Genomic DNA, 21,641 nt, shown 5'->3' with positions numbered 1-21,641 from the left:
ACCCAGGGTAGCCTATTTTTTATTAATATTTTCAACTAAGGTATTCGTTTCTTTTCCCTATATTCCCATACTTTATCATGTAAGGATAATATGTTTTCTTCAAAGTTTTCATATTCTGGGCCATATTCGAGAGGATAAATATTGTAACATTCTTGCCAGTATTTTTTTATTTCTATGTCGATACCCTGTTTAATTACTACATAGTGAGGGCTACTTGAAGAACTTGAGTTTGCAACCAGTTCGAGAATGAGGTTAATATCTGGATCATTTAAACTATAGCCCAAAAACAAAACTGTGTTTGTTAGAAAAAGGGAATTTAAAATATTATAAAACCCTGGATATTTCTTCTTTGCCTCGTTGTATTGTTTTTGGGTGAAGACTAAGCTATCTACGTCATCAATAGTACCGTGTGCCTTAATAATTAAATTTTCAGTTGTTTTTAAATTTGTAAGTATCTTTTTTGTCTCACTATAGTTTGCTGCTGTATAACCATGTTCATTACATAAATTCTCATAAATCTTGTCAAAGTTGGTTGTGACCACTATCTTTGAATCTATTGATTTGATATATTCATGTAATTTTGAAGCTTTGAAGTTTGGTCTGCTGAAGTTTTGCCTTAAATAATTAGCATAACGCCCAGGGTCACATGAGTCGACAATAGCCTGTAAAGCTAGTAGATAATTTCCTTGATCGACCATCCTTCTAATAAAAGCTAACTTTTCTTCAGTTGGTGTGCTAATTAAATCAATTGCATCATTAATAAACTCTCCCCACTTTTTAGGGGATTGCTCTTCATTGTTTTTAGCGGATGCAGAAACGCCAGCTCCTAGGAAAAGTACGCAACGTCTATAAGCAATTTCTTCAACCAAGTTGTCAGGCCAATTAATCTGCATCTTTATCACCTATATTAGTTAAGATCTTGTCACAAATACTTCCAAGCATTTCTTTATATTGTTTTACTGAACTTGTTTGTCCACCGACTACCCCATCAGTACGAGTAAGATTGTACATTGGTGCTTTATTTGACTGTGCTAATGGGACTAAGCTATAAAGATATGGTACATCTCCTAAATTCAAATTTTCAATATCTAAGCCGTCCCGAATAAGATAACCTAGATAATGCTCAATGGCACTTGGGACATTTCTTATAATCTGATCATAAGAAGCAATAGGACGCCTTCCTTTTACAAAGGTACGCGTTACATACTGTTGAATAGAGAACCCTATCAATCTAGATGTACTTTCTATGTCAAAATTGAGTGGATACTTTTGAACAGATTGATGGTCATGTTTATCGAATAAGAGAGTAATAGCATTTGAGTAAGAATGCATCCAATTTCTAATCCAAGTTGATATGTTGGATACACCGATCAGGCTGAAGATATCTGAACCCATTGGAGTTATTATAAAGTCAGTATTTACCAATATACTTCGATTCAGGGCACCCAATGAAGGGCCCACGTCTACAAACATATAATCGTATTCCGAGGAAGTTTCATAATGTTGTTTTAATAATCGTAGCCAATTAGTTTTCCTAAATCCTCCCAAATCGCCTCCGACACATTTGTTCCAACTATCACTTAATATATCTTCAATAATCGAAAGGCTCGGATGACCAGGGATAAGGTCTACATTAAAGCGATTATCTTCATGAGGGTATATCCCATCAATAAAGGATAGACTCGAATCACCTTCTTCAATTGGAGCCAAATAATCCATAAGTGTCGCCCGCTTAGCATCTTCCCCATAAAACTCCTGCCATTTATCTTCGGGAATCATCATTTGGGTTGAATTAGCTTGAGGGTCAGCATCTAAGAATAGCACCTTTTTTCCATACTGAGTTGAAATAAATGAAGCAACGTTGACAGCCAGTGTTGTTTTGCCGACACCACCCTTATTGTTAAAGAAAGTTATAACTTTCAAGCAAACACCTCCAATATCTATCTAAAGTTTAAGTTACTGGTATTGGGATAATTAAAAATACAGTTATATTCTACCATTATTTATACGACGGAATAGATGTTTTTCCGTTTCTCTTTTAAGAGTTACTCCTATGTTTGCGTCTTAACTCTATTATTATAAACTATTTAATTTAATGCTCTTTAGATGATGATTTTAGCAAGCGGAGTTATTAGTGTTTTTTAAGAATTAGTTAATCCTTTCATAATTGACTTTGGAATTCTCCATTCTCCTTCTTTTGTTTTATATGCCCCTTCAATCTTACCATCCTCAAGCAGCCTCTTAATCATTACAATCTTTCCACCACGCACTATCTTACTAAGTGATGAAACAGAGTAGACATGTTTATTATCCTTTATATGAGGTTCAAATTGTCCAACCTTTAATAACATTATTAAGAGATACTCAAAGGCCTTTTCTCCCATACTTCGATACCTCTGAACTACTTCAACTTTTTTGCTCATTAACTCACGAATGGTAACGGGATCATTATAAGTGGAAATATTTCTTCGGTGTTTCTTGATGCTTTGTGTAATCGAATTAATAGTTCGACTGGTGTTGGTACTACTAAAGTGATTGGACAGTTTTGGGAGCGTACTTACGGGACTATCTAAAATATCTTCTGGAACGGTGATAAAGCATGAAAACACCTTGTCTGGGTAAGAGTTAATTAACTTTTTAACTTCTTGGAGAAGTTGAGGATCAATTGGTGTGAGGATATCAAGTTGAGGAGTATCTTGATTGCGGAGCAGTACCCATGTGTTATCAATACGTCTTGCTATTACTCGACCATCCATACACAACTGACGAATAAATGACTTTTCCAAATTCCAGAGTTGAGAGGCTTCTTCTATACTCATTAACTGATCTAGGATTTCGTTTTTTACCCCAAACATAGTAACCATCTCCTTTTCTTAATACTACTAATTTACCAAAAATACACACAATTCTACAATCCGCATTATAATAAATGTAATTCAATATTAGTTAAAAGTGTAACTATTTTGAATATAAAGATATATTATAGACCTGATATTACAACTATATCAGTATGAAAGGATGATTGTTTTATGAGAATTATTATGACTAAAGCAGATGTCCAGGAACTACGGGAAGCTAACATTATACACCCAACATACATGAGTTACTTGGAAGAGGAATGGAGAAGTCTATATGATGCATTTTCTAATGGTAAACTGGATGAAAAGTTCAGTTTGAGAGAACACGGATATATGGTATGTATTGAGCCTGGGGATAACAACTTTATTCCAATGGGATTGCAGCACAGTATTATTGAATCAACTCCAGAATATGTTGATTTAATTGAATTAGATGACTTAGTCATATACAGGATAGGATTTCTTTATGATAACGACAGAATGATGCTCTTCTATTCCATTGCAGGTAGTCTAAATGAAGAAATTGAAGATTGGCTTTCTGAACAAGCAATGAATTCATAAACCTCTATTCCAATTCTAATGGAATAGAGGTTTTTATATTACCCAACAAAGGAGCTAATAAAAATGAAAAAGATAACGAGAAAACCACAAGATGAAATAGTAACTAGTAAGCAACCAGCTAAACGAGTAAATGTTGTCAGCATCAAGATGGTAAAGGAGTCTAGCATTCTTTACTCCAAACGAGCAGTTAGATCACCTGAGGATGCCTATGACCTGTTGAAAGGATTCCTTGAAGATGCAGATCGGGAGCACTTTTTAGTAGTCAACTTGTGCTCCAAAAACCGACCAAATGCTATACATGTATGCCATGTTGGAAGCCTAAATTGTTCAATTGTTCATCCTAGAGAAGTATTCAAAAGTGCCATTTTGTCTAATTCGGCTTCTATAATTGTCGCTCATAACCATCCTAGTGGAGATACAACTCCAAGTAGAGAGGATATAGAAGTTACTAGGCGACTTAAGCAAGCTGGTGAGATTCTCGGTATAGACTTGCTTGACCATTTAATCATAGGTGAAGATAAGTTCTTTTCACTAAAAGAGAATGGACAGTTATAGAAAAGAGGAAGAGTGATATTTCTTAAAACTATTAAAAATGACTAAAGGAGAGAAGTAATAGAAATGACCTACTATAACAAGATTACAATTGATGGAGAGGTCTTTTACCGAGATAGCCGTTGTTCTTCAACCGATGATCTTTTGACCGAGGAAGAGTTAATTGAGCAGTTATTAGAAGAGGTAGTGGCTGAGGAAATTGATATAGATGAATACTCCGTTAGGCAAGCCATTAAGCGAGTCGTAAATCAACAGGACCGACAGATGATTGATGACTATTTTCAGTACTTACTCTATAAGAAGTGATAGATTAATTCAAAGAAAGGGTGGATAGTATGCACTTATTGATAGCTATGCTTCAAGGTAAATTAGGTCGCTTAAAGTACTTTGTCCAATCTAAAAAAGCTGATTTTACTATGCTCCTAGATCTAGACACGGACCAGCAGGCGAAACTGCTCAGAGAACTGATTCAGCAGGTTGTTCCAGAGTGCTGCCATGTTGTAGGAAAGGAAGTCGTAGAAGGTAGGTTGCAAGCCGCTTTCCATCTGAAAGGGGGACATCAGTACACAGCAGAGGTTTGGCTGGACTCACCCCTTAAGAGTATGGCAAGGACCCTTGTCGATGAAGTGGTTGTACCCTACGTGCTGGACTTGTGGGAGCAAATGGAGCGGAGACGGAACCAAACAGAAGGGGGAAGAATAAGTGCGTAATTTAGCTAATCAATTAATTGATAGGATTGCAAAGCAACAATGGAACCTAGAACTGAATACAGATAATTTTGATTGGGAAAGTGTAATACTGTATAAGAACGAGATCGATCCCGATCTAATTCCCATAAATGACATCGACAAGCTTAGAGGTGACCCTTTAATAGTATGGTTTATGGATGTGCAGATTAATGAAGATACGGAATATTTAATGGGGTTAATTCAAAAAGAGGATAAACAGGGTTTTCAGTACCTGGTCAGCTTGATAAATGGAGAGAGAGTATGGAGTGATTTTGTAGATTAGCTAACAAAAATAAGTAGGGTTAAACGTTTGTTAAAAATTAAACACATCTCATGGCACGGTAATGGTAAACCTAGTTTTATTAACTAAATATCCTAATTGATAGGCTAATAAACCATGTCAAGATTTGGACTATACCGTAGTTAGCTTGAAAGGAGACGAAGCTAGGTGTGGGGAAAAGTAATCGTAACAGTAATAGTGGCTATTGCTAGTGAATTAGTAAAAGAACTAACAAAAAAAGATTAGAAGTTCAATAATGAGGAGCGATATAGTGAAAGTTTACCCTTGTTCGTGTAATTGCAATTGTACATTTTGCTTAATTAAATCAGCCATAAATATCATTGAAACATGAAGCCGTTGATGAATATGTAGAGTCAAAGGCTTTTTTCATTACTAGCAAAAATTAAGGTGGAATTTGTTAGGGGGAACTGAAAATTCAATTTTCACTATGTTTCCGTAAACAAATATATAGATATCTATGTAAATGTATACAGAAACGGAGTGGGCGGATATGGAAATAAAACAAGGAAAGTTTACAGAGGTTATTAAAAAATATGAACTAAAACGCAAGGAAGGAGAACTAAAAAACAATGAGGTTGTCCATGAGATTAATGATCAAAAGGAGGCTACAAGAAGAAAAATTTTAAGAAAGGAAAATTCAGATTATATAAGAGAAAATCAAGAGTATCACCAAGGAGAAGAATTGAATACCCCATTAAACAGTTTTGAAATTAACAGGGAAAGACATAGAAAACCGCCACAAAAACCGGTCCGTTTTGAAAACACTCACAAGCGATATACAAACTACCTAGAAAATAATTTATATATTACTATACAAAATCTCCGCAAAAGTGGTGAAATTGTTAGTATGACTTCACTTATTAATAATGCAGTGTTTGAGTATATAGCAAGATACTATCCTCATAAGATAATAGTAAAGCAATAATCTAGCCTATTCCCATAAAAGGGGAATAGGCCTCTTTTTTTAGCGCTTTCCTAAGCCTGCCTAAAGTGTTCATTAGGAGTTATGTGAGTACCTTCTATGATAAGATAGGTGTAGGAAACTAACTGTACAGGGTGGGTCAACATGAATTGTAATTTTGATAATCACACAATGGAAGCTATTCGGAATGAGTTACTAAATAACCATAATGAGACCTACACTCAAAGGTTAAAAGCCATATTACACAAAAATGAAGGTTATTCAAATGAAGAAATAGCTGCTTTATTGTGTGTTTCCACAGAATCGATAAGAAGATGGATCAATATTTTTTTGAAAGAAGGTTACAAGGGGTTACAAGACAAGAAGCGAAGTGGTAGACCTAGAGTATTGACAAAGGAGCAAGAGAGGAAAATAACAAAACTCTTGGCAGATGGTCAGGCAGAGTTTGGGCATCTCGCATCTCGATGGTCCATAAAAAAGGTACAGGACCTTGTTTCCCGAAAATGTCAAATTGAAATAAGCCAAACAGCAGCACATCGATTGCTTTCATGGATACAGGATTCAAAATCTGAAAAAAAATCGATAGGTGAGCAGCGGAAAATAAGGCGACAATTTGAGGAGAGTTTTCGTCTTATTGAAAGTAATGGGAGTAATACTGCTCATCCTGATTCAAAAAGAGAAAAAAGGCAGAAGGTTAATTACTGGTATGTCAATCGATTTTACATAGGGAAGTTTTTAGAGGGAACTGGAATTGTCAAGACTAACTACAATTATGAGATTTTCTGTGCTGTAAGCATTAGTGATATAGACCCTGTTGAAGAGAGCCTCATTGAATGTAAAGTAGTTACATCAAGTAGCCTTCATCCTCTAAAGTATTCTATATATCACGAGTTCCTGGACCGAATTATCCAAAAACATCATGTAACAAATTCCAACTCTAAACTATATATCATATTTCAAGATTTAGACTGGGAGAAGCGTTACGCCGAGGGGATTTATGACCCGAGTGTAACCTTTCTATATACCCCAGAAGTATCCAATGAATATAGAATTCGCCACTTTCAAGTAATGAAGTTGATTCAACGGATGCTTAAGAAATCGCTTAAAAGTAACAGTCTTAAACCAACGGATATATCTAGACAAATCAAAGATAGGTTATATGAGATATGGATTAGATCATTGGAGTCGTACAGTAAAACCACAAGACTTTTGGGAAAATGAAATTTCATAAGATTGATGAAAAACATTGATGGAATAAGACCTTTTTTTGAGGGTCTTATTTTTTTTCGTCTATTTCTCCTCGTTTCTGAGCTTCTAACAGTTTGGTCAAATCTGATGGATAACTAATTTTCCTTTATTCTAGGTACAGTTGCTGATAGACAGCAAGTTAAAAAACTTAGTTGAAAGGATGATGTCCACATGATGAAGGATGTTAGACAAACAGAGGACGCAAGAAATGATAGTAATTCCCAAAGAAATGATAATAGCTCATTTACCTTTCGGGCACCCAAAAGTAAGCCCTTGCCAAAGCTTTCAGGCCAGCCGTGCAAGCTGACGATTGTAAACACGGAGATGCATGGCAAGCGTCTTACAATTGCCCAAGATGTACTCGAAGTGATAGGCACCCAGGACGATGTGCAAATTGCGATTGTTGAGAATGGTATTGCTATTGGCAGTAACCTTTCAGTCAATAATACAAAGTTTTTCCTGCGGAAAAGCGGTAGGAAAGGAGTAATCTACTCATCTGAACTTGTTGATGAGCTTACTGAACTGTTTGAACTAGACTTCTCAGAAAAAACTAGCATTTCTTTCGCAGAAGTTTTATATCACGATATTGATGATCAAACCGCAGCTATATTTATTCTTAAGCATCAGACAGATTTAAACGCCATAGATGTAGATTTAGCGATGTCCAATGTTGATGAAGCGGATAACCAAGAATAGTAAGCTGAAAATTAAATATCAAATCTTTCATATTCAAACATAAGGAGACTAGATCCATGACAACCTTTAATCATAATGAAGAAGAGTTAATAAATCCATCCGAAGAATTGTCGCTTGTGCGTCCAACTCTTGAGGCGCTCATTGACGGTAAATATTCAACCACTATTATACAGTCGAACTTGGTTAAAGCTGGCGAAAAGGTAGCTCTTCGGCTTTTCTGCAAGTTTGAAGATACTGAAGGAAATGAATTGGAGCAGTCATTTCTCATCTATCCTAACTGGAAGTCTGGAACTCCCTTCCGAAAGCTTATGGAGTTATCGGGATGTATGCCTGATCCAGGACAGAGTTTAGTAATAAATAAATTAATTGGTCAAGTATTCTTGTTCACAATGAAGGTTGTATCCAAAGATGGTAGAGAATATGTCAACCTCGAAGAGGTGTCCAACATTGACGAGCAAGATGAATAATACTGCGAAAAAGCCTAAGGGGTAATAATTATTACATTGTTACCCCAATACGCAAGAAGAGATGTGATCAGATTGCTAATAAGCCTTATAACCAAAGCACTATGTTCACAACATTGTATCTATTACGCCATCAGCAAATAAATAAGTCAACGATAAATAAATGGATAGTTTGAGTAAAGCATTTATCAATTTATAGGAAGGGGCAATTGAGATGAACATTTTTAATGAAAATAACTTTGTCAGTATAACAGATTCAACTGAAAAGCAGTCCATTCCGGCATATTTCAAACTAGACTATTTTATAGTAAAAGGTAATAAATTATTTAAAATAGTCACAAACAATAAAGGCGAGCAGAAGGAAGTTGAAGTAGGCTTCGTTACACTTGTCGATTCCGTTATTAAGTGCATAGAGACTAAGGAAGTTAGCTTAAATTTGAAGTATTTCTCTTTTGATAGGTGGGAGTATGCCACCATTGATAGATCAAAGTTAGTTAAGCCCGAATTAAAAACTTTCCTAAGTATTGGGATAGATATTGGCGGAAGGAAAGTCGATGATGTCTTTGACTTTATTGATAAGCACGAGAAGATAGCATCCAAAACTTATACTCATTGTAAGCTGGGTTGGTTAATTAATGATGATAATTTAATTTTCCGTCATCATCAGGTCTATCAAGAAGGGATACAGCCCTTTTCTAAGTATATAGGCCCACTTCAAATAGAACCAAAAGGCTCGTACATGGAGTGGTTAAAAGTTGTAGAAGAACATGTTCTAGGATATACACCAATGGAATTAATATTAGCTGCAAGTTTTGCAGCTCCTATAGTTGGTTTATTAAATGTAACTGAAATCTCTGAAGTTGATTCATTACTTTTGAATATGGTAGGGAACTCAACAACTGGAAAAACAACTGCTGCTGTGGTTGCCGCATCTCCTTTTGGTAGTCCTAGCATAACGAATAATGGGTTGATTCAATCCTTTAATGGTACTCCTAATGCATTACAGAGTATTATTTCTGGAAATATGGGAGTAATCATCATATTTGATGAAACATCCATGAATAACCTTGGCAATAAGACCTTTACATCCCTCATATATAAGTTGGCTCAGAATAAAGATAAGGCTCGCTTAAATAAAGAATCCGTACTAAAGGATACTGAAAGATGGGCAACAGTAATGATTTTTACTGGAGAAGCTTCCATTCTAGAAAATGCTGATGCCAACGAGGGGCTCTATGTTAGACTTTTTGAATTTAAGAATGTGCAATGGACCAAAAGTGCTGAGCATTCTGAAACACTAAAAGATATTTTGGCCAATAATTACGGACATGCAGGTAGTCAATATGTTCAGTACTTATTGACTAAAGATCCCCAAGAAATTAAAGAAACCTGGCAAAGTTTTAAAAGGGAACTTGAGAAAAGATTGCCTGACTCGAAGTTTGCAAGTAGGGTGGGGGGGAAATTTGCTCTCATATTAACAGGTGCTCAGCTAGCTAATGAAGCTTTAGGAATGAACCTCTCAATTGAAAACATAACCGAAATGCTTATTGAACAAGAAGAGGCTTCCATGGATGTACGTGAATTGGCTCCTAAATTTTACTATGCTTTGCGCCAATACATTATTCAGAATAAAAGAAGCTTTAAGTACCAGGATGAAGAAGTTAATCCTAATCAAAAGATCTTTGGAAAGATTGAAGTCGATAGTGGCACATCGAATTGCTATATCTTTCCCATTATTTTAAAAGAAATTGCAAATGAGTTAGGGTTTCCTGACCTTCAAGTTCTTTTAGCTGAACTTAAATCTAATGGCTTCTTAAAGCATGATATTAAAAGAAGTATGTTAAAAAAACAAGTGTTCAGCAAAGATGAAGCACAACTCCGTAAAGAAGCAGTCGGTAATAAGAAGTACTCAACTAAGGGTGACTATACTTATTGTATTGTTTACAAGGGTAACATTCTAGAGGATTTTTACACATCTGAGAATGAGAAGATTAGTAAACTTGAGAGCTTTAATCCTAACCCTATTGCTAGGAATCGCAAGGTTAAAAGGAATCCTACTAGTCCTATGGATGTCTTTAGAGAAGATTAGAAAGAGGAGTGAAGAGACCATGAGCCCAATAGTAGCTGTTAAACAGTTTCTTAAAGAGCTAAGCAATAAAAATAGAAGTAAGGGAACAATTGATGAGTATCAAAAGGACCTAATGATGTTTTTAAGACATCTTCAACAAGAAGGTGTTGAGGATATAGATGATGTGGTAGGAAGTAACATGACTTCCTACCTTGATAAGCTAATTAATGAAAGAAGCTACAAGGCATCAAGTAGAAATAGGCAAATGAATACAATTCGTTCATTCTTTAAGTATTGTAAAAAAGCTGGATTTATTCAACAAAACCACGCTGAGCATTTAGAAAGACTTGAAGAAGAGAAGGTTGAGCGTGTCTTCTTAACATCAAACGAGGTGACAACACTTGTTGGAGCCATAGAACATCCACTTGTTAGACTAGTCATAGTTACACTCTTTTTTACTGGGGCTAGAATAACTGAATGTTTATCTTTGGAATTGGAAGACATTGATTTTGATCAAAAGACCATATTTATTAAAAATGGAAAAGGTAAAAAGTCAAGAAGGCTTCCTCTTCACCCAGAGTTGGAGAAGGCTTTAAAGCATTATATTGAAGGCTGGAGAGTTCGTATGGATTCTAAGAAGTTATTTCTAACTGGGAGATCTGGAAACCTTTCTGATGTCTACGTCAATAGGATCTTAAAAGAAACGGTAGATAGATTAGGGTGGAACAAAAAGGTGACTTGCCATGTGTTAAGGCATTCCTTTGCTTCTGAACTTGTACACAAAAACGTAAACATTGTAGCCGTAAAAGAGCTGCTAGGTCACTCTAGTCTAAAGACTACAAGCGGTTATGCTCATATCATGAATCAGGACATCGAAGATGCCATACAGCAATTGGCACTCTAAACTTTCCCTCAGTCCCCCCAGCAAATTGGGGATGAGAGAGAATTCTAAAAAAGAACGGAAAACACCCTAACTCAAAACCAACAAATTTTTCAATTAAAAGTAAGGATGTTTTCCAACCTAAAAATCTCTCACTTTCTAATAATAGTGAGGGAACTGGGGGAATAAATTAATTTTCAAGAATTTAATATAATTATGTCCCCTTCAAGTTATTGATTTTAATTTATCTTAAATATACAGGAGGAATTAACCATGAATTTCGATACAGCAAATAACTCAAAATACGATCTCTTAGTCAGTATGTTAGCTGAGATGGTCGTCACATATATGAATAGTAAATCTACTAAAGAACGAGATGAGAAGTTAGAGAAGGGTAATAAATTACTAGAGGATATTAAGGGGGAAGATGAATAATGCTAGCAAGAGCAGTAACAGATCAATTTAAAAAAGTAGCAATTTATGTACATGGTAATTCAGTAGAAGCAGAAGATAAGAATAGTGGTAGTTATGTTAAAGATCAGTTAGAGCTAATACGTGAGTGGTGTAGGGAACACGGTTATGAAGTTTATAAAGAGTATGTTGATTATGGTATCCGTGGCAACAAACCTAATACTCGTAAAACTCTAGAAGAACTTATTGCAGATGCTGAAACGAGGTCTTTTAATATGGTTGTCGTTTGGAAGGCAAAAGATGTGTCTAGAAGAATACTCCAATTGTGTAATACCATTGGAGTTTTCTATAGCAACAATATTACATTTAGGTCTATTTCTGATTCTATAGAAACAGAAACACCTACTGGAGTCCTTAACTTCCATATGATGACGGCTATAGCGGAATATGATAGCAATAGTAGGCGCAAAAAGAAACTTAGATTTGTTAGAAATTATGGATAAAAAAAACTTATTAATTTGTATAGACAAAAGGAGGATGAAGGAATAATGGTGGTAAAGGTCAATACTTTCTCAGAATTAAATGGAATTAAGGTAGCAATATATGCTCGTGTTTCAACAACAGAACAAGCTGAAGAGGGATACAGCATTGATGAGCAAGTTAGAATTCTTAATAAATGGTGCTTGGAGAATGGCTACGAAGTATATAAGGAATATATAGACCGTGGAGTTAGTGGGAAGTCCATTAATAAACGTCTTGCTCTACAGCAAATGATGGTGGATGTAAACGAAAAGAGATTTAATATGGTTTTAGTTTGGAAGACTAATCGCTTAGCTAGGAATCTACTTGATATATTAAAAATAGTAGATTTACTTCATCGAAATAATGTTACGTTTCGCTCTCACTCAGATAATCATGAAACAGAAACCCCAAACGGTAAATTACATTTTCATGTAATGGCTGCTGTGGCGGAGTATGAGAGAGCCAATATAGCTGAGAATGTCAAAATGGGAATGCTAGCAAGGGCTAGACAGGGGTCATGGAATGGTGGTAAAGTGCTTGGCTACAATACGGTGGAAACTACTAATAAGAGTAGTAGTAAGAAAAAGTCAACAAAACTTGTAATTAATGAAAAGGAGGCGCAAACAGTGAAACGTATATTTGAATTATATGTAGAGGGAAATGGCTATAAGTCAATTGCTAATACTATAAATAAGGAAGGTCACCGCAGCAAAAAGGGAAATTTTTTCTCAATAATAGCTGTAAAAAACATTTTAACAAACCCAGTTTACGTAGGTTTAGTACGCTATAACGTAAGAAGGGATTGGAATGATAAAAGGAGAAATAATATTAATCCAACCCCTATTATTCAAGAAGGATTGCACTCTCCCATCATTACTAAGGAAGTCTGGGATAAAGCTCAATCAATTCTAAAGAGTAGAACGGGAAAACCAAACAGAATTCATACTGGTGAATTCCCTCTTACTGGGATCTTAAAGTGCCCAAAATGTGGTGCTGGTATGGTTCTTGGTAGGACTACAAATAGAAGAAAAGATGGAACTAAAAGAGTTCTTGAATATTATGTATGCGGAGCATGGAAGAATAAAGGCACTAGCGTCTGTAATTCAAATAGTGTGAGAACCGACTATGCTGATGCATATGTATTAAATAAATTAAATCTAATATCCAACAGTAATAAGTTACTACATGATATTGTAGGGGAAATAAATAAAAATAATAATAATAGCTTAGATCCTTTGAAAAAGGACTATGAAGTGTTAAAGAAGGAAATTCATAGTATTCAAGAGAAAAAGCAGAGGATTTTAAAATTATATGAAGATGGCGACATTGAAAAGGTTGTTTTAAAGGAACGTCTAAATAAGTTAAACGAAGAAATAGCGTTGCTTGAGAGTCGCTTATCTCCAATTGAAGAAGTTGTTGAAAGCAATAAGACACAAAATGTATCTCTTGAATTGGTAAAAGCTATCCTTTACAACTTTAGTAATAATCTCAACGAGACTACAACACGTGAACAAAGGAAGCAATTACTTCATCTTCTAATACATGAGATAACAATAAATGAGGATCGGAAAATAGAAACGATACGTATTCAGATAAATAAAGAGGTTAAGAAATATTTGCTTGGTAATGGAGAAGAGGAGTCATTATTTATTGATGACTTCTCTTCTCCTTTTTGTGTTTATATCGATATTTAATTTTAAAAGGAGGTGAAAAACAAGCTAGAAGGATATCTAAAAAATTTAATACTTGAGGTTTAGAGAAGGATTTATTAAGGAATTATAGAGATATCAACAAAACAATTGGTAATAATACCCAATTTAGGAGGGGTTTATATGGATGTTATTGGTGTAAGAGGCTTAAAAAAATTGGCAGGAAGTACAACATTAGCTCCAACATTTACAACAATTTCTAATATAATTAGAAAAATAGTTAAAAATAATGCAAAACTTGATCAAGATGCACTAAAAGTCTTTCATAAATTACTGTACGATACTGGAAATGGTGTTCTAACATATCAAGAAGTATTTCTCCAAAGTGTTGCCAATATTCATTATCAAATAAATGAGCAAGAACAAGATTTTTTAATTAGGCTCCTTATGCGGATAGATGGGTTAAATACTAAAGACATTAATAAGACTGAACTCATAAAGGCATCCATTGAGGCAAGTAGTGATAAATCAGCGGCAATTATAAAATCGCATTTAGATTTACAAAAGGTATTCGCGTTTGGAGGAATTGCATGTCTTGCTATATTACTATATGGTAGGGTACGTCAAAAGAGCAATTTTGAAATAATAGATAATTGGTTAAAGGCAGCTGTTAAATAATTAAGTCAAGCATTACTCAATCATATTTATAATAAAGATAAAGGAAAAGAGAGGTCACTTTTGACTTCTCTTTTCCTTTTTGTGTTATATGGTTTTAGAATTCATCATTACTGGAACTGGAGTTTACATAAAAACAAGTGTAATGTTAAATCCTGTTAAATTTTTAAAATAAATGCAGGTTAATGGAATATATTGTCGAATAACCAGATGTTACTAGTTTTAATTTAGATTAACAACTGCGTAATAAGGGGGAATAAAAAAGAACACCTAAAGTTCGAGATATTAACTAATTAACTTTAACTAGAGAAAAAGGGGAGCGAATATGAAGAAGATAATTCAGACATTAGTTGTATCGTCACTACTTTTCAGTGGAGTAGCAGTTAGTTCAGCAGCAAGTGAAATATCAGTTAAAATTAATGGTCAAGTATTATCCTTTGACCAACATCCTGTAAGTATTAATGGAAGGACATTGGTACCATTAAGAGGAATATTTGAGGCTCTTGGTGCTGAGCTTCAATGGGATCCAAGTGAACAGATAATTGATGCTTATAAAGATGGAAGAATTTTGTTTAGAACAAAGATTGGTTGGTTAGGTGCCTACGTGGGTGAAGATAGTAAAGAGATTTCTCTGGATGTAGCTCCACAAATAATAAATGGAAGAACAATGGTTCCAGTTAGATTTGTAGGGGAGGCAGCAGGAGCAAGTGTAACGTGGGATGTATCTACGAAGACTGTCCATGTTTCAACAGATGAAGGGTATGTAGTTCAAAAATCCCAAAACAATTATGATGCAAGTGCTTATATTAATTATCTATCTAAATATATACCCCAGTACACAAGTAATCAACTGCAGTTAACTGAGCAGGCAATTCAAAAGTTAACAGAAGATCCTGGTTTATACTTTTCAAAAGATAGAGATATGATGTCTGTAGATAAGAATGCAAATAAATATTTTGCTGATAGAATAACTATTGAAGATATAACAAGAGTAACAATGGACAACAATGATATTCTTACTATTGCAATTGGATATACTGGTGGAAAAATTAATCCTATTACAGAAATCTATGAAAATCAGACTTATTATCAAATGTTCTACTTTGGTAGTAATAATGTAAAAAAGGGTGATAGTGTTACAGCAAGAGGAATCTTTGTTGGTAATTCAATCATTAATTTAGTAAATAACCTTACGGGATTGGAATATCAAGCACCTATCCATGTTATGGTAGCAGGCGATTTTTACAATATGTTAGATGAATATTTTTATCTCAAAGAGCTTGGAAAAAAAGAAGGTGTACTATTTGATGAGGAAACCAAAGAAAGATTGGGACTTGGGGAGAAGAAGTACGAGGGAGAAGAGGGATTAGTACAAGCTGCGGAAGAAGGTAGGCTAGAAATTGTTAAAGCATTAATTCAGTCGGGTATTGATAAAGACTCAATCAATCAAAAGGGAAACACAGCACTTATATCCGCATGTTTAAGGGGCAATAAGGAGGTAGTTCAGTATCTTCTTCAAATTGGTGCAGATATCAAAACTAGACAACAACCTAAAGGTACTGGACTATTCCTAAAGTATGATGCACTAATGGCTGCTGTATTTAGTAATAGCACGGAAATTGTGAAGCTTCTTTTGGATTCAGGCGCTAATCCCAATGTTAGTGACTCTCTTTTTAAACAGCCATTACTACAACAGGCTATTGATATGGGGAATAAAGATATAATTAAGTTATTATTAGATAATGGTGCAGATCCTAGTATAAAGAATAAAGATGATATGGACACTCTCCAGTATTTGGTATACCCATACGGGAGAAGGGTAGGTAAACCTAATGGTGAGGATACCATTAGTCTTGTTAAAATGGTACTGAATAAAGGACTAGATCCCAAACCAGTATATAATCACTTAAAGCGTGAATGGGGTCGCAGTGGAAATAGTGAAGTAATAGATATAATTGAACTGTTAGAGGATGCTGTAGAAAGTAATTAAGAAATACCAATAGTAAATTCTCATAAGTGCTTTAATCATATAGTTATTTTGATCATTTGCATATTTAAAAGGGGACTCGTGACTTATCAAGTTATTGATAAGTTGGGTACCCTTATTAAATGTTCAAAAGATAAAACAAACTCTATACATACTAGGAACTCTCACTTTATACAACCCATCCAAAAAGGAGAAATGAATTGGTGAATAAAATTGTACTCAATCTTGTACTATTATGTTTTATTTTGTTATTTACAGCTTGTGATAAAAAAATAGAATACCCTGATGGTAGAGTGAAGTATGAAGGTGGCTGGGAAAATAACTCGGAAAATGGGATTGGTAAGTCGTATTATGAAACGGGAACGCTTCAATATGATGGAGAATGGAAAAACGGGAAATGGAATGGCAATGGAAAGTACTATTCAAATAACAATTATCTAGAGTTTGAAGGGCATTGGGAGGAAGGAAAACTCAATGGAAAGGGAAGGGAATTCTTTTCAAACGGTAAAATAAAGTATGATGGGAACTGGGAAGTGGGAAAAAAGACAGGACAAGGAAAATATTACTCTGAAAGTAGTGGAACCCTAAAATATGACGGAGATTGGAAGGATAATGAACTAAACGGAAAAGCTAAAGAATACTATGAAAATGGAAAAATAAAATACGAAGGAGATTGGAAAAACGGTAAATGGGAAGGGACAGGTACGAGTTACCTAGATAATGGTGAAATAGAATTAAATGGTAACTGGTTAAATGGTAATTTTGTTTTTATAGTAGAACCTCTATTACAAGGTAACAATGATTTAAACTCAATTACTTGCCATAATAATACATGTATTGCAGTTGGTGAAAATGTAGATGTTTTTGTAGATGGAAGTTGGCAAGCATGGATGGGGGCTGACATTAGTAACGAAGCGTTAAAGAATGTCTATTTAAATGATATTATGTGGAATGGTAAGTCATTTATTGCAGTAGGGAGTGGTGGAACTTTAGTTACTTCAACGGATGGAATAGATTGGTCATTAGTGGACAGTAAATTATTAGATGATATAAATTCTATTGGTTTTAATGATAGTGAATTGGTGGCAGTAGGAAGCTATGGATGGATAACTACATCAAAAGATGGAGTAATCTGGAGAGAAAATGACACTGTATATAACCAGTATTTTGGGATGGGTGGTTATCTGGAAACTGTCGTATGGGGTAGAGACCAGTTTGTTGCAGGTGGGATAGGGGAAGTATATACATCACCTGATGGTTTGAATTGGACTAATTACAAAATAGATACGGAAGAAACAATTAATGAAATATCATGGAATGGTAATAAATATATTGCTGTAGGTGATAATGGAATTATATTAGAATCTCAAGATGCTATCAATTGGCTAAAGAGGGATTCTAAAATAAGTGAATCATTAAAATCTGTTACTTGGAATGGTAAGCGGTTTATGACTGTTGGGACAAAGGGGACTGTACTTAGTTCTAAAGACGGAATTGATTGGTTAAAGCATGATACTGGTTTTGAAAGTAATTTATCTGATGTTACTTGGGATGGAGAAAAGTATTGGTTAGTAGGCGATGAAGTAGTCCTTACATTATATTAACCTGAACCTAGCCAATATATATATTGAGAAAACAGACTAACATTTACGGGTTCTCAGATAGTCATTGGGAATCCGTTTGGTTTTGCAAGAAAGTGTATTTTAAAATTTACAGGTAGTTTAGGGATTGGTTGGATAGGGAAAATATTTAACGATGGCTTTGTACTATTTGATTATTTAGAAGTTGTGATGTAGATGCTCTGAAGAAACAAAGAACATGGAATACATTTGTATCAATTTATACTTACTATGTTAGAAATAGTATAAGAACCTTGCTAGGACCGAGTAAATTATGTAAAAAACCTCATTTAGATCTGTTGCGGTGAACCGTATCACAAATAGTGGTAAAGCAGAAAGTAGAGATTGTTATAGAAAAAGATATGTTAAATTAGATATTTTTTTTTGGTAATAAAAAGGAATCTGACAATACTCTAAAGAATAATAATAATTAATACAACTTTCGACACACAAAACGGCAGAGTGCCGTTTTATTTTTTTTTGTTACAAACAAAAGTTGCTGTAAATCCCTTTTCGATTAGAAGAATTAATTTAAGCTATTAAATTGATAATATTTAAAGTTTAATGCTCCTATGACATATACAGGATTGGAGGTTAGTATAATGATGACTATTGCTAGTTATATGAACCTACCCTATGATTTATCAGGTTCTCTTTCAAAAAATAGATTTAGAAATGAAATGTTATGGGGATTAAAAAAAATACTTGAATTATACAGGACTAATAAAGATTTTACTGTAGTTTTTGATTATAAATGTGATGTAGAGGTTCACCTAAGTGATCGATTTGAATTTTATCAATTAAAAACACAAAATGATTTTGGGACTTATACAATAAATAATCTTATAAAGAAAAATAAATCAGGAGATTCAGTACTTGGAAAGGTATATATTCTAAAATACAATGAAAATGGCGATGAACAAGATGAAATTTTAGTAGCAGTAGTATCTAATGCCCCTCTTAATGATGGAATTAAGGTTCATACAAATTGTGAGTCTGTTTTGCTACTAGATATCGATGAAGAAGCAATTAAAAAAGTAAAAGAATCAATAACTAAAGAACTAATAAAGCAACAAGATGTAAAATTAACTAATACATTCTTTTTAAGAACAAGTATGGATCTAATTAACCCAGAAAAAACCTTAATAGGTGAATTAGCACTCTTCTTTGAAGATATATTTAATACTGAGGTTAATAAAATAAATTCTCTCTATAGAGTTTTATATTCTGAAATTTCTTCTAAAGCATCGTATGAGTTAGAATTAATCACATATGATGAGATTTTAAATAAAAAGGGAATAAATAGGGTAGGACTCACTCGAATTCTAAACAAATATATTGATAATACTGATAATGCAATAAATAAAACTAGGGATTATATAGATAATTACTATAAAGATAACTTCAAAATTAGATTTGAATTAAAAAAGGCTTTAAACCAAGTGTTAATTCATTTGTCGACTAATAAGAGCATGAGAATGTTGGAGCAAAAAATTGCAGACTACATTACGTATAATATAGGTGCACTCCCGGATACAGATTCTGAAATTGTGGAATTAATTTATAACACTTTTTTAGATAATAAACCAATTGAAATGAATAACGGAGAATTGAAAATTTTAGTATTAATTACGCTGAAGCGATATGAGGAGGGTCTATATGAAAAGTCTGTTTCTTAACACCCTTTTCATATTTGAATACAAGAATAAACTGGCTAAAAGGGTGGACTTCCATAAAGGAATAAATGTCATTACTTCAGATAAAGCAAATGGGAATGATCTTGGAAAATCAGTTATTTTAAAGAGTATATATCATACACTTGGAGCCGATAGTATATTTGATAGTAAATGGAATGCTTTTGATAAGGCGTATCTTCTAAGCATAAGTGTTAATGAGACTGTGTATTATGTATATAGAAGCGGGAATTTATTTAAAATATATAATGATAAATTCGAAAAAATATATAGTACGATGAATAGAACAGAGTTAGCTGAATATTTAGCTAATGTATATAATTTCACAGTGAAACTACCTAATCGTCAAGAAGATCAACTTGAGATTACTCCACCAGTTTATAGTTATATATTAAATTACGTGGATCAAGACCACATGAATGGGACAAAATTCTCATCATTTAGAAGTTTATCACAATATCCAGACTACAAGGAAAAAGTTATTTATACCCACTTTGGTATTTTTAATGATGAATATTTCGACTTACTAAAGAAAATAGAGGTATTGAAAAAAGAAGAAAAGATGCTAAAGGATGAGAAACAAGTTATTGATAACATGTTAGAAAAAATAAAAGGTTATCTTGAAGGAATTGATGCTCCCACAGATCTTAGTCTATTAAACATTGAACTAGATAGAAAAAAAGAAGAGTATACAGATATAGTTGTGAGACTGAAAAGGGTGAAGAACAGTCTTGTAAATATTAGAAATAATAAATTTGATTTAGAGGCAAATATTAATGATCTTGTAATAAAGTACAAAGAGGATGGCAAGATATTTAATAAAATTAATCATAAATGTCCAGTGTGTTCACAAGAAGTAGATGAACTTGATTTAAGAATAAAAAACAGTAGCCAGTTAGAAGATTACTTTATCATGAAAGACGATCTTGAAGGAATGTTGTTAGAAGTAAATAGGAAATTGAAAATTAAAGAAGAAGAGTATAGTAATCTATTAAATTTATTAAACACTTATGAAGAAAACCTTAAATTTAATGAAACAAAAGTTTCTGATTCTTTAAAACATATGGGTTATATGGAAACTCAAGAGAATATGATAAGGGAGTTAGGTACAATTAACAATCGTTTGAGTTCAAACGCAAAAGAAATTGAAGGGTACAAAAATAAAATAAAGAAATTTAATGAATTAAAGAAAAAAGCAAACTCTTTATATGAAGAATATATGACTGAGTTAAAAGATAGATTTGGGTTAGAGGAAATTGGTTACGATAAAATTAAAAATATTACACAGAACTATGAAGCAAGGGGTAGTAACAGGGCAATATCAACAATAATTTGGTATTTCAACTTATTAAAAATAAAAAATGAGTTAAATCAAGATGCCATTAAATTCCCCTTAGTTCTTGATAGTCCCAATAATGTTGAGTCAGATGATACTAAAGAAAAGGCATTATTTGAATTTGTTTTCAGCAATATACATAAAGATACACAACTTATTCTCTCAACTCTAGGGTTTAATAAGAGTGACTATAAAAATGTGGAAATAGATAAAATTATTCAGTTAACTAATGAAAAATACCAAGTATTAAATAGTTCTGATTATGAAAATAACAAAGAAATATTAAAGTTTATTTTTGAAAAATAATTAAGAGGTTATATCTGAATTTAGTTTGTTAATAACTTAGGACTTAACTTTTGAATTTTTGATTTTTCGAAGTGCTGGATTTAAGGCTTATATTAAGGGAATTGAATAAAAGACTAAAAAAGCGACTGAGATAAGTCGTTTTTTTTATACGCTGTTATTGATAA

22 protein-coding genes are annotated in these 21,641 nt (G+C 33.6%); 19 read left to right on the top strand and 3 right to left on the bottom strand.

The window, feature by feature from the left end; translation table 11 throughout:
• Positions 1–35: 35 nt before the first annotated feature.
• The 3 genes from EIZ39_RS08655 to EIZ39_RS08645 all read right to left on the bottom strand — a co-directional run bounded on the left by EIZ39_RS08655 (position 36) and on the right by EIZ39_RS08645 (position 2,855).
• Positions 36–893, bottom strand: coding sequence for an SIR2 family protein (locus EIZ39_RS08655; RefSeq protein ID WP_129199535.1), 858 nt, complete (start codon positions 891–893; stop codon positions 36–38).
• Positions 883–1,923, bottom strand: a complete 1,041-nt coding sequence (locus EIZ39_RS08650; RefSeq protein WP_164984975.1) for an AAA family ATPase — start codon at positions 1,921–1,923, stop codon at positions 883–885. Before EIZ39_RS08650 ends, EIZ39_RS08655 begins: the two co-directional genes overlap by 11 nt.
• 218 nt (positions 1,924–2,141) lie before the next feature.
• Positions 2,142–2,855, bottom strand: coding sequence for a hypothetical protein (locus tag EIZ39_RS08645; protein WP_129199531.1), 714 nt, complete (start codon positions 2,853–2,855; stop codon positions 2,142–2,144).
• Between the two features lie 174 nt (positions 2,856–3,029).
• Between EIZ39_RS08645 and EIZ39_RS08640 the strand changes: the two genes are divergently transcribed.
• The 19 genes from EIZ39_RS08640 (at position 3,030) to EIZ39_RS08555 (ending at position 21,477) form a co-directional block, all read left to right on the top strand.
• Complete coding sequence (locus EIZ39_RS08640) at positions 3,030–3,419, top strand: hypothetical protein (RefSeq protein ID WP_129199529.1); 390 nt, start codon at positions 3,030–3,032, stop codon at positions 3,417–3,419.
• A gap of 63 nt (positions 3,420–3,482) precedes the next feature.
• Positions 3,483–3,974, top strand: a complete 492-nt coding sequence (gene radC, locus EIZ39_RS08635; protein WP_129199527.1) for a RadC family protein — start codon at positions 3,483–3,485, stop codon at positions 3,972–3,974.
• Between the two features lie 63 nt (positions 3,975–4,037).
• The gene (locus tag EIZ39_RS08630) at positions 4,038–4,277 is read left to right on the top strand and encodes a hypothetical protein (RefSeq protein WP_129199525.1); all 240 of its coding nucleotides are present in this window, start codon (positions 4,038–4,040) and stop codon (positions 4,275–4,277) included.
• A gap of 29 nt (positions 4,278–4,306) precedes the next feature.
• Entirely contained in the window at positions 4,307–4,681 is a 375-nt protein-coding gene (locus EIZ39_RS08625) for a hypothetical protein (protein WP_129199523.1), read from the top strand.
• Positions 4,674–4,982: a hypothetical protein gene (locus tag EIZ39_RS08620; protein WP_129199521.1), complete on the top strand. Its 309-nt coding sequence runs from the start codon at positions 4,674–4,676 to the stop codon at positions 4,980–4,982. Before EIZ39_RS08625 ends, EIZ39_RS08620 begins: the two co-directional genes overlap by 8 nt.
• A 508-nt stretch (positions 4,983–5,490) precedes the next feature.
• Positions 5,491–5,925: a hypothetical protein gene (locus EIZ39_RS08615; protein WP_129199519.1), complete on the top strand. Its 435-nt coding sequence runs from the start codon at positions 5,491–5,493 to the stop codon at positions 5,923–5,925.
• 141 nt (positions 5,926–6,066) lie between these two features.
• On the top strand, positions 6,067–7,143 hold the full coding sequence (locus tag EIZ39_RS08610; RefSeq protein ID WP_129199517.1) for a helix-turn-helix domain-containing protein: 1,077 nt from the start codon (positions 6,067–6,069) through the stop codon (positions 7,141–7,143).
• Between the two features lie 198 nt (positions 7,144–7,341).
• Positions 7,342–7,866, top strand: coding sequence for a hypothetical protein (locus EIZ39_RS08605; RefSeq protein WP_129199515.1), 525 nt, complete (start codon positions 7,342–7,344; stop codon positions 7,864–7,866).
• Between the two features lie 56 nt (positions 7,867–7,922).
• Positions 7,923–8,333, top strand: coding sequence for a hypothetical protein (locus tag EIZ39_RS08600; protein ID WP_129199513.1), 411 nt, complete (start codon positions 7,923–7,925; stop codon positions 8,331–8,333).
• A 211-nt stretch (positions 8,334–8,544) separates the two neighbouring features.
• Positions 8,545–10,419, top strand: coding sequence for a DUF927 domain-containing protein (locus EIZ39_RS08595; protein ID WP_129199511.1), 1,875 nt, complete (start codon positions 8,545–8,547; stop codon positions 10,417–10,419).
• 19 nt (positions 10,420–10,438) lie between these two features.
• A complete protein-coding gene (locus EIZ39_RS08590; protein WP_164984974.1) occupies positions 10,439–11,302 on the top strand; it encodes a tyrosine-type recombinase/integrase in 864 nt (287 codons plus the stop codon).
• A gap of 249 nt (positions 11,303–11,551) precedes the next feature.
• A complete protein-coding gene (locus EIZ39_RS26485) occupies positions 11,552–11,713 on the top strand; it encodes a hypothetical protein (RefSeq protein ID WP_164984973.1) in 162 nt (53 codons plus the stop codon).
• Positions 11,713–12,192, top strand: coding sequence for a recombinase family protein (locus EIZ39_RS08585; protein ID WP_129199507.1), 480 nt, complete (start codon positions 11,713–11,715; stop codon positions 12,190–12,192). The genes EIZ39_RS26485 and EIZ39_RS08585 overlap by 1 nt, the downstream gene beginning before the upstream one ends.
• Before the next feature lie 45 nt (positions 12,193–12,237).
• On the top strand, positions 12,238–13,905 hold the full coding sequence (locus EIZ39_RS08580) for a recombinase family protein (RefSeq protein ID WP_129199505.1): 1,668 nt from the start codon (positions 12,238–12,240) through the stop codon (positions 13,903–13,905).
• A gap of 138 nt (positions 13,906–14,043) precedes the next feature.
• The gene (locus EIZ39_RS08575) at positions 14,044–14,538 is read left to right on the top strand and encodes a hypothetical protein (protein WP_129199503.1); all 495 of its coding nucleotides are present in this window, start codon (positions 14,044–14,046) and stop codon (positions 14,536–14,538) included.
• A gap of 322 nt (positions 14,539–14,860) precedes the next feature.
• Positions 14,861–16,525 carry a stalk domain-containing protein gene (locus tag EIZ39_RS08570; RefSeq protein WP_129199501.1) on the top strand — a complete coding sequence of 555 codons (1,665 nt, stop codon included), beginning with the start codon at positions 14,861–14,863 and terminating at the stop codon, positions 16,523–16,525.
• Positions 16,526–16,725: 200 nt separating this feature from the next.
• The gene (locus EIZ39_RS08565; protein ID WP_164984972.1) at positions 16,726–18,126 is read left to right on the top strand and encodes a hypothetical protein; all 1,401 of its coding nucleotides are present in this window, start codon (positions 16,726–16,728) and stop codon (positions 18,124–18,126) included.
• A 617-nt stretch (positions 18,127–18,743) separates the two neighbouring features.
• The gene (locus EIZ39_RS08560; protein ID WP_129199497.1) at positions 18,744–19,820 is read left to right on the top strand and encodes a dsDNA nuclease domain-containing protein; all 1,077 of its coding nucleotides are present in this window, start codon (positions 18,744–18,746) and stop codon (positions 19,818–19,820) included.
• Positions 19,801–21,477, top strand: a complete 1,677-nt coding sequence (locus EIZ39_RS08555; protein ID WP_129199495.1) for a hypothetical protein — start codon at positions 19,801–19,803, stop codon at positions 21,475–21,477. The genes EIZ39_RS08560 and EIZ39_RS08555 overlap by 20 nt, the downstream gene beginning before the upstream one ends.
• Positions 21,478–21,641 lie beyond the last annotated feature (164 nt).

Source organism: Ammoniphilus sp. CFH 90114 (assembly GCF_004123195.1).
GTDB lineage: Bacteria > Bacillota > Bacilli > Aneurinibacillales > RAOX-1 > YIM-78166.
This window is presented reverse-complemented; position numbering and strand designations above follow the sequence as displayed.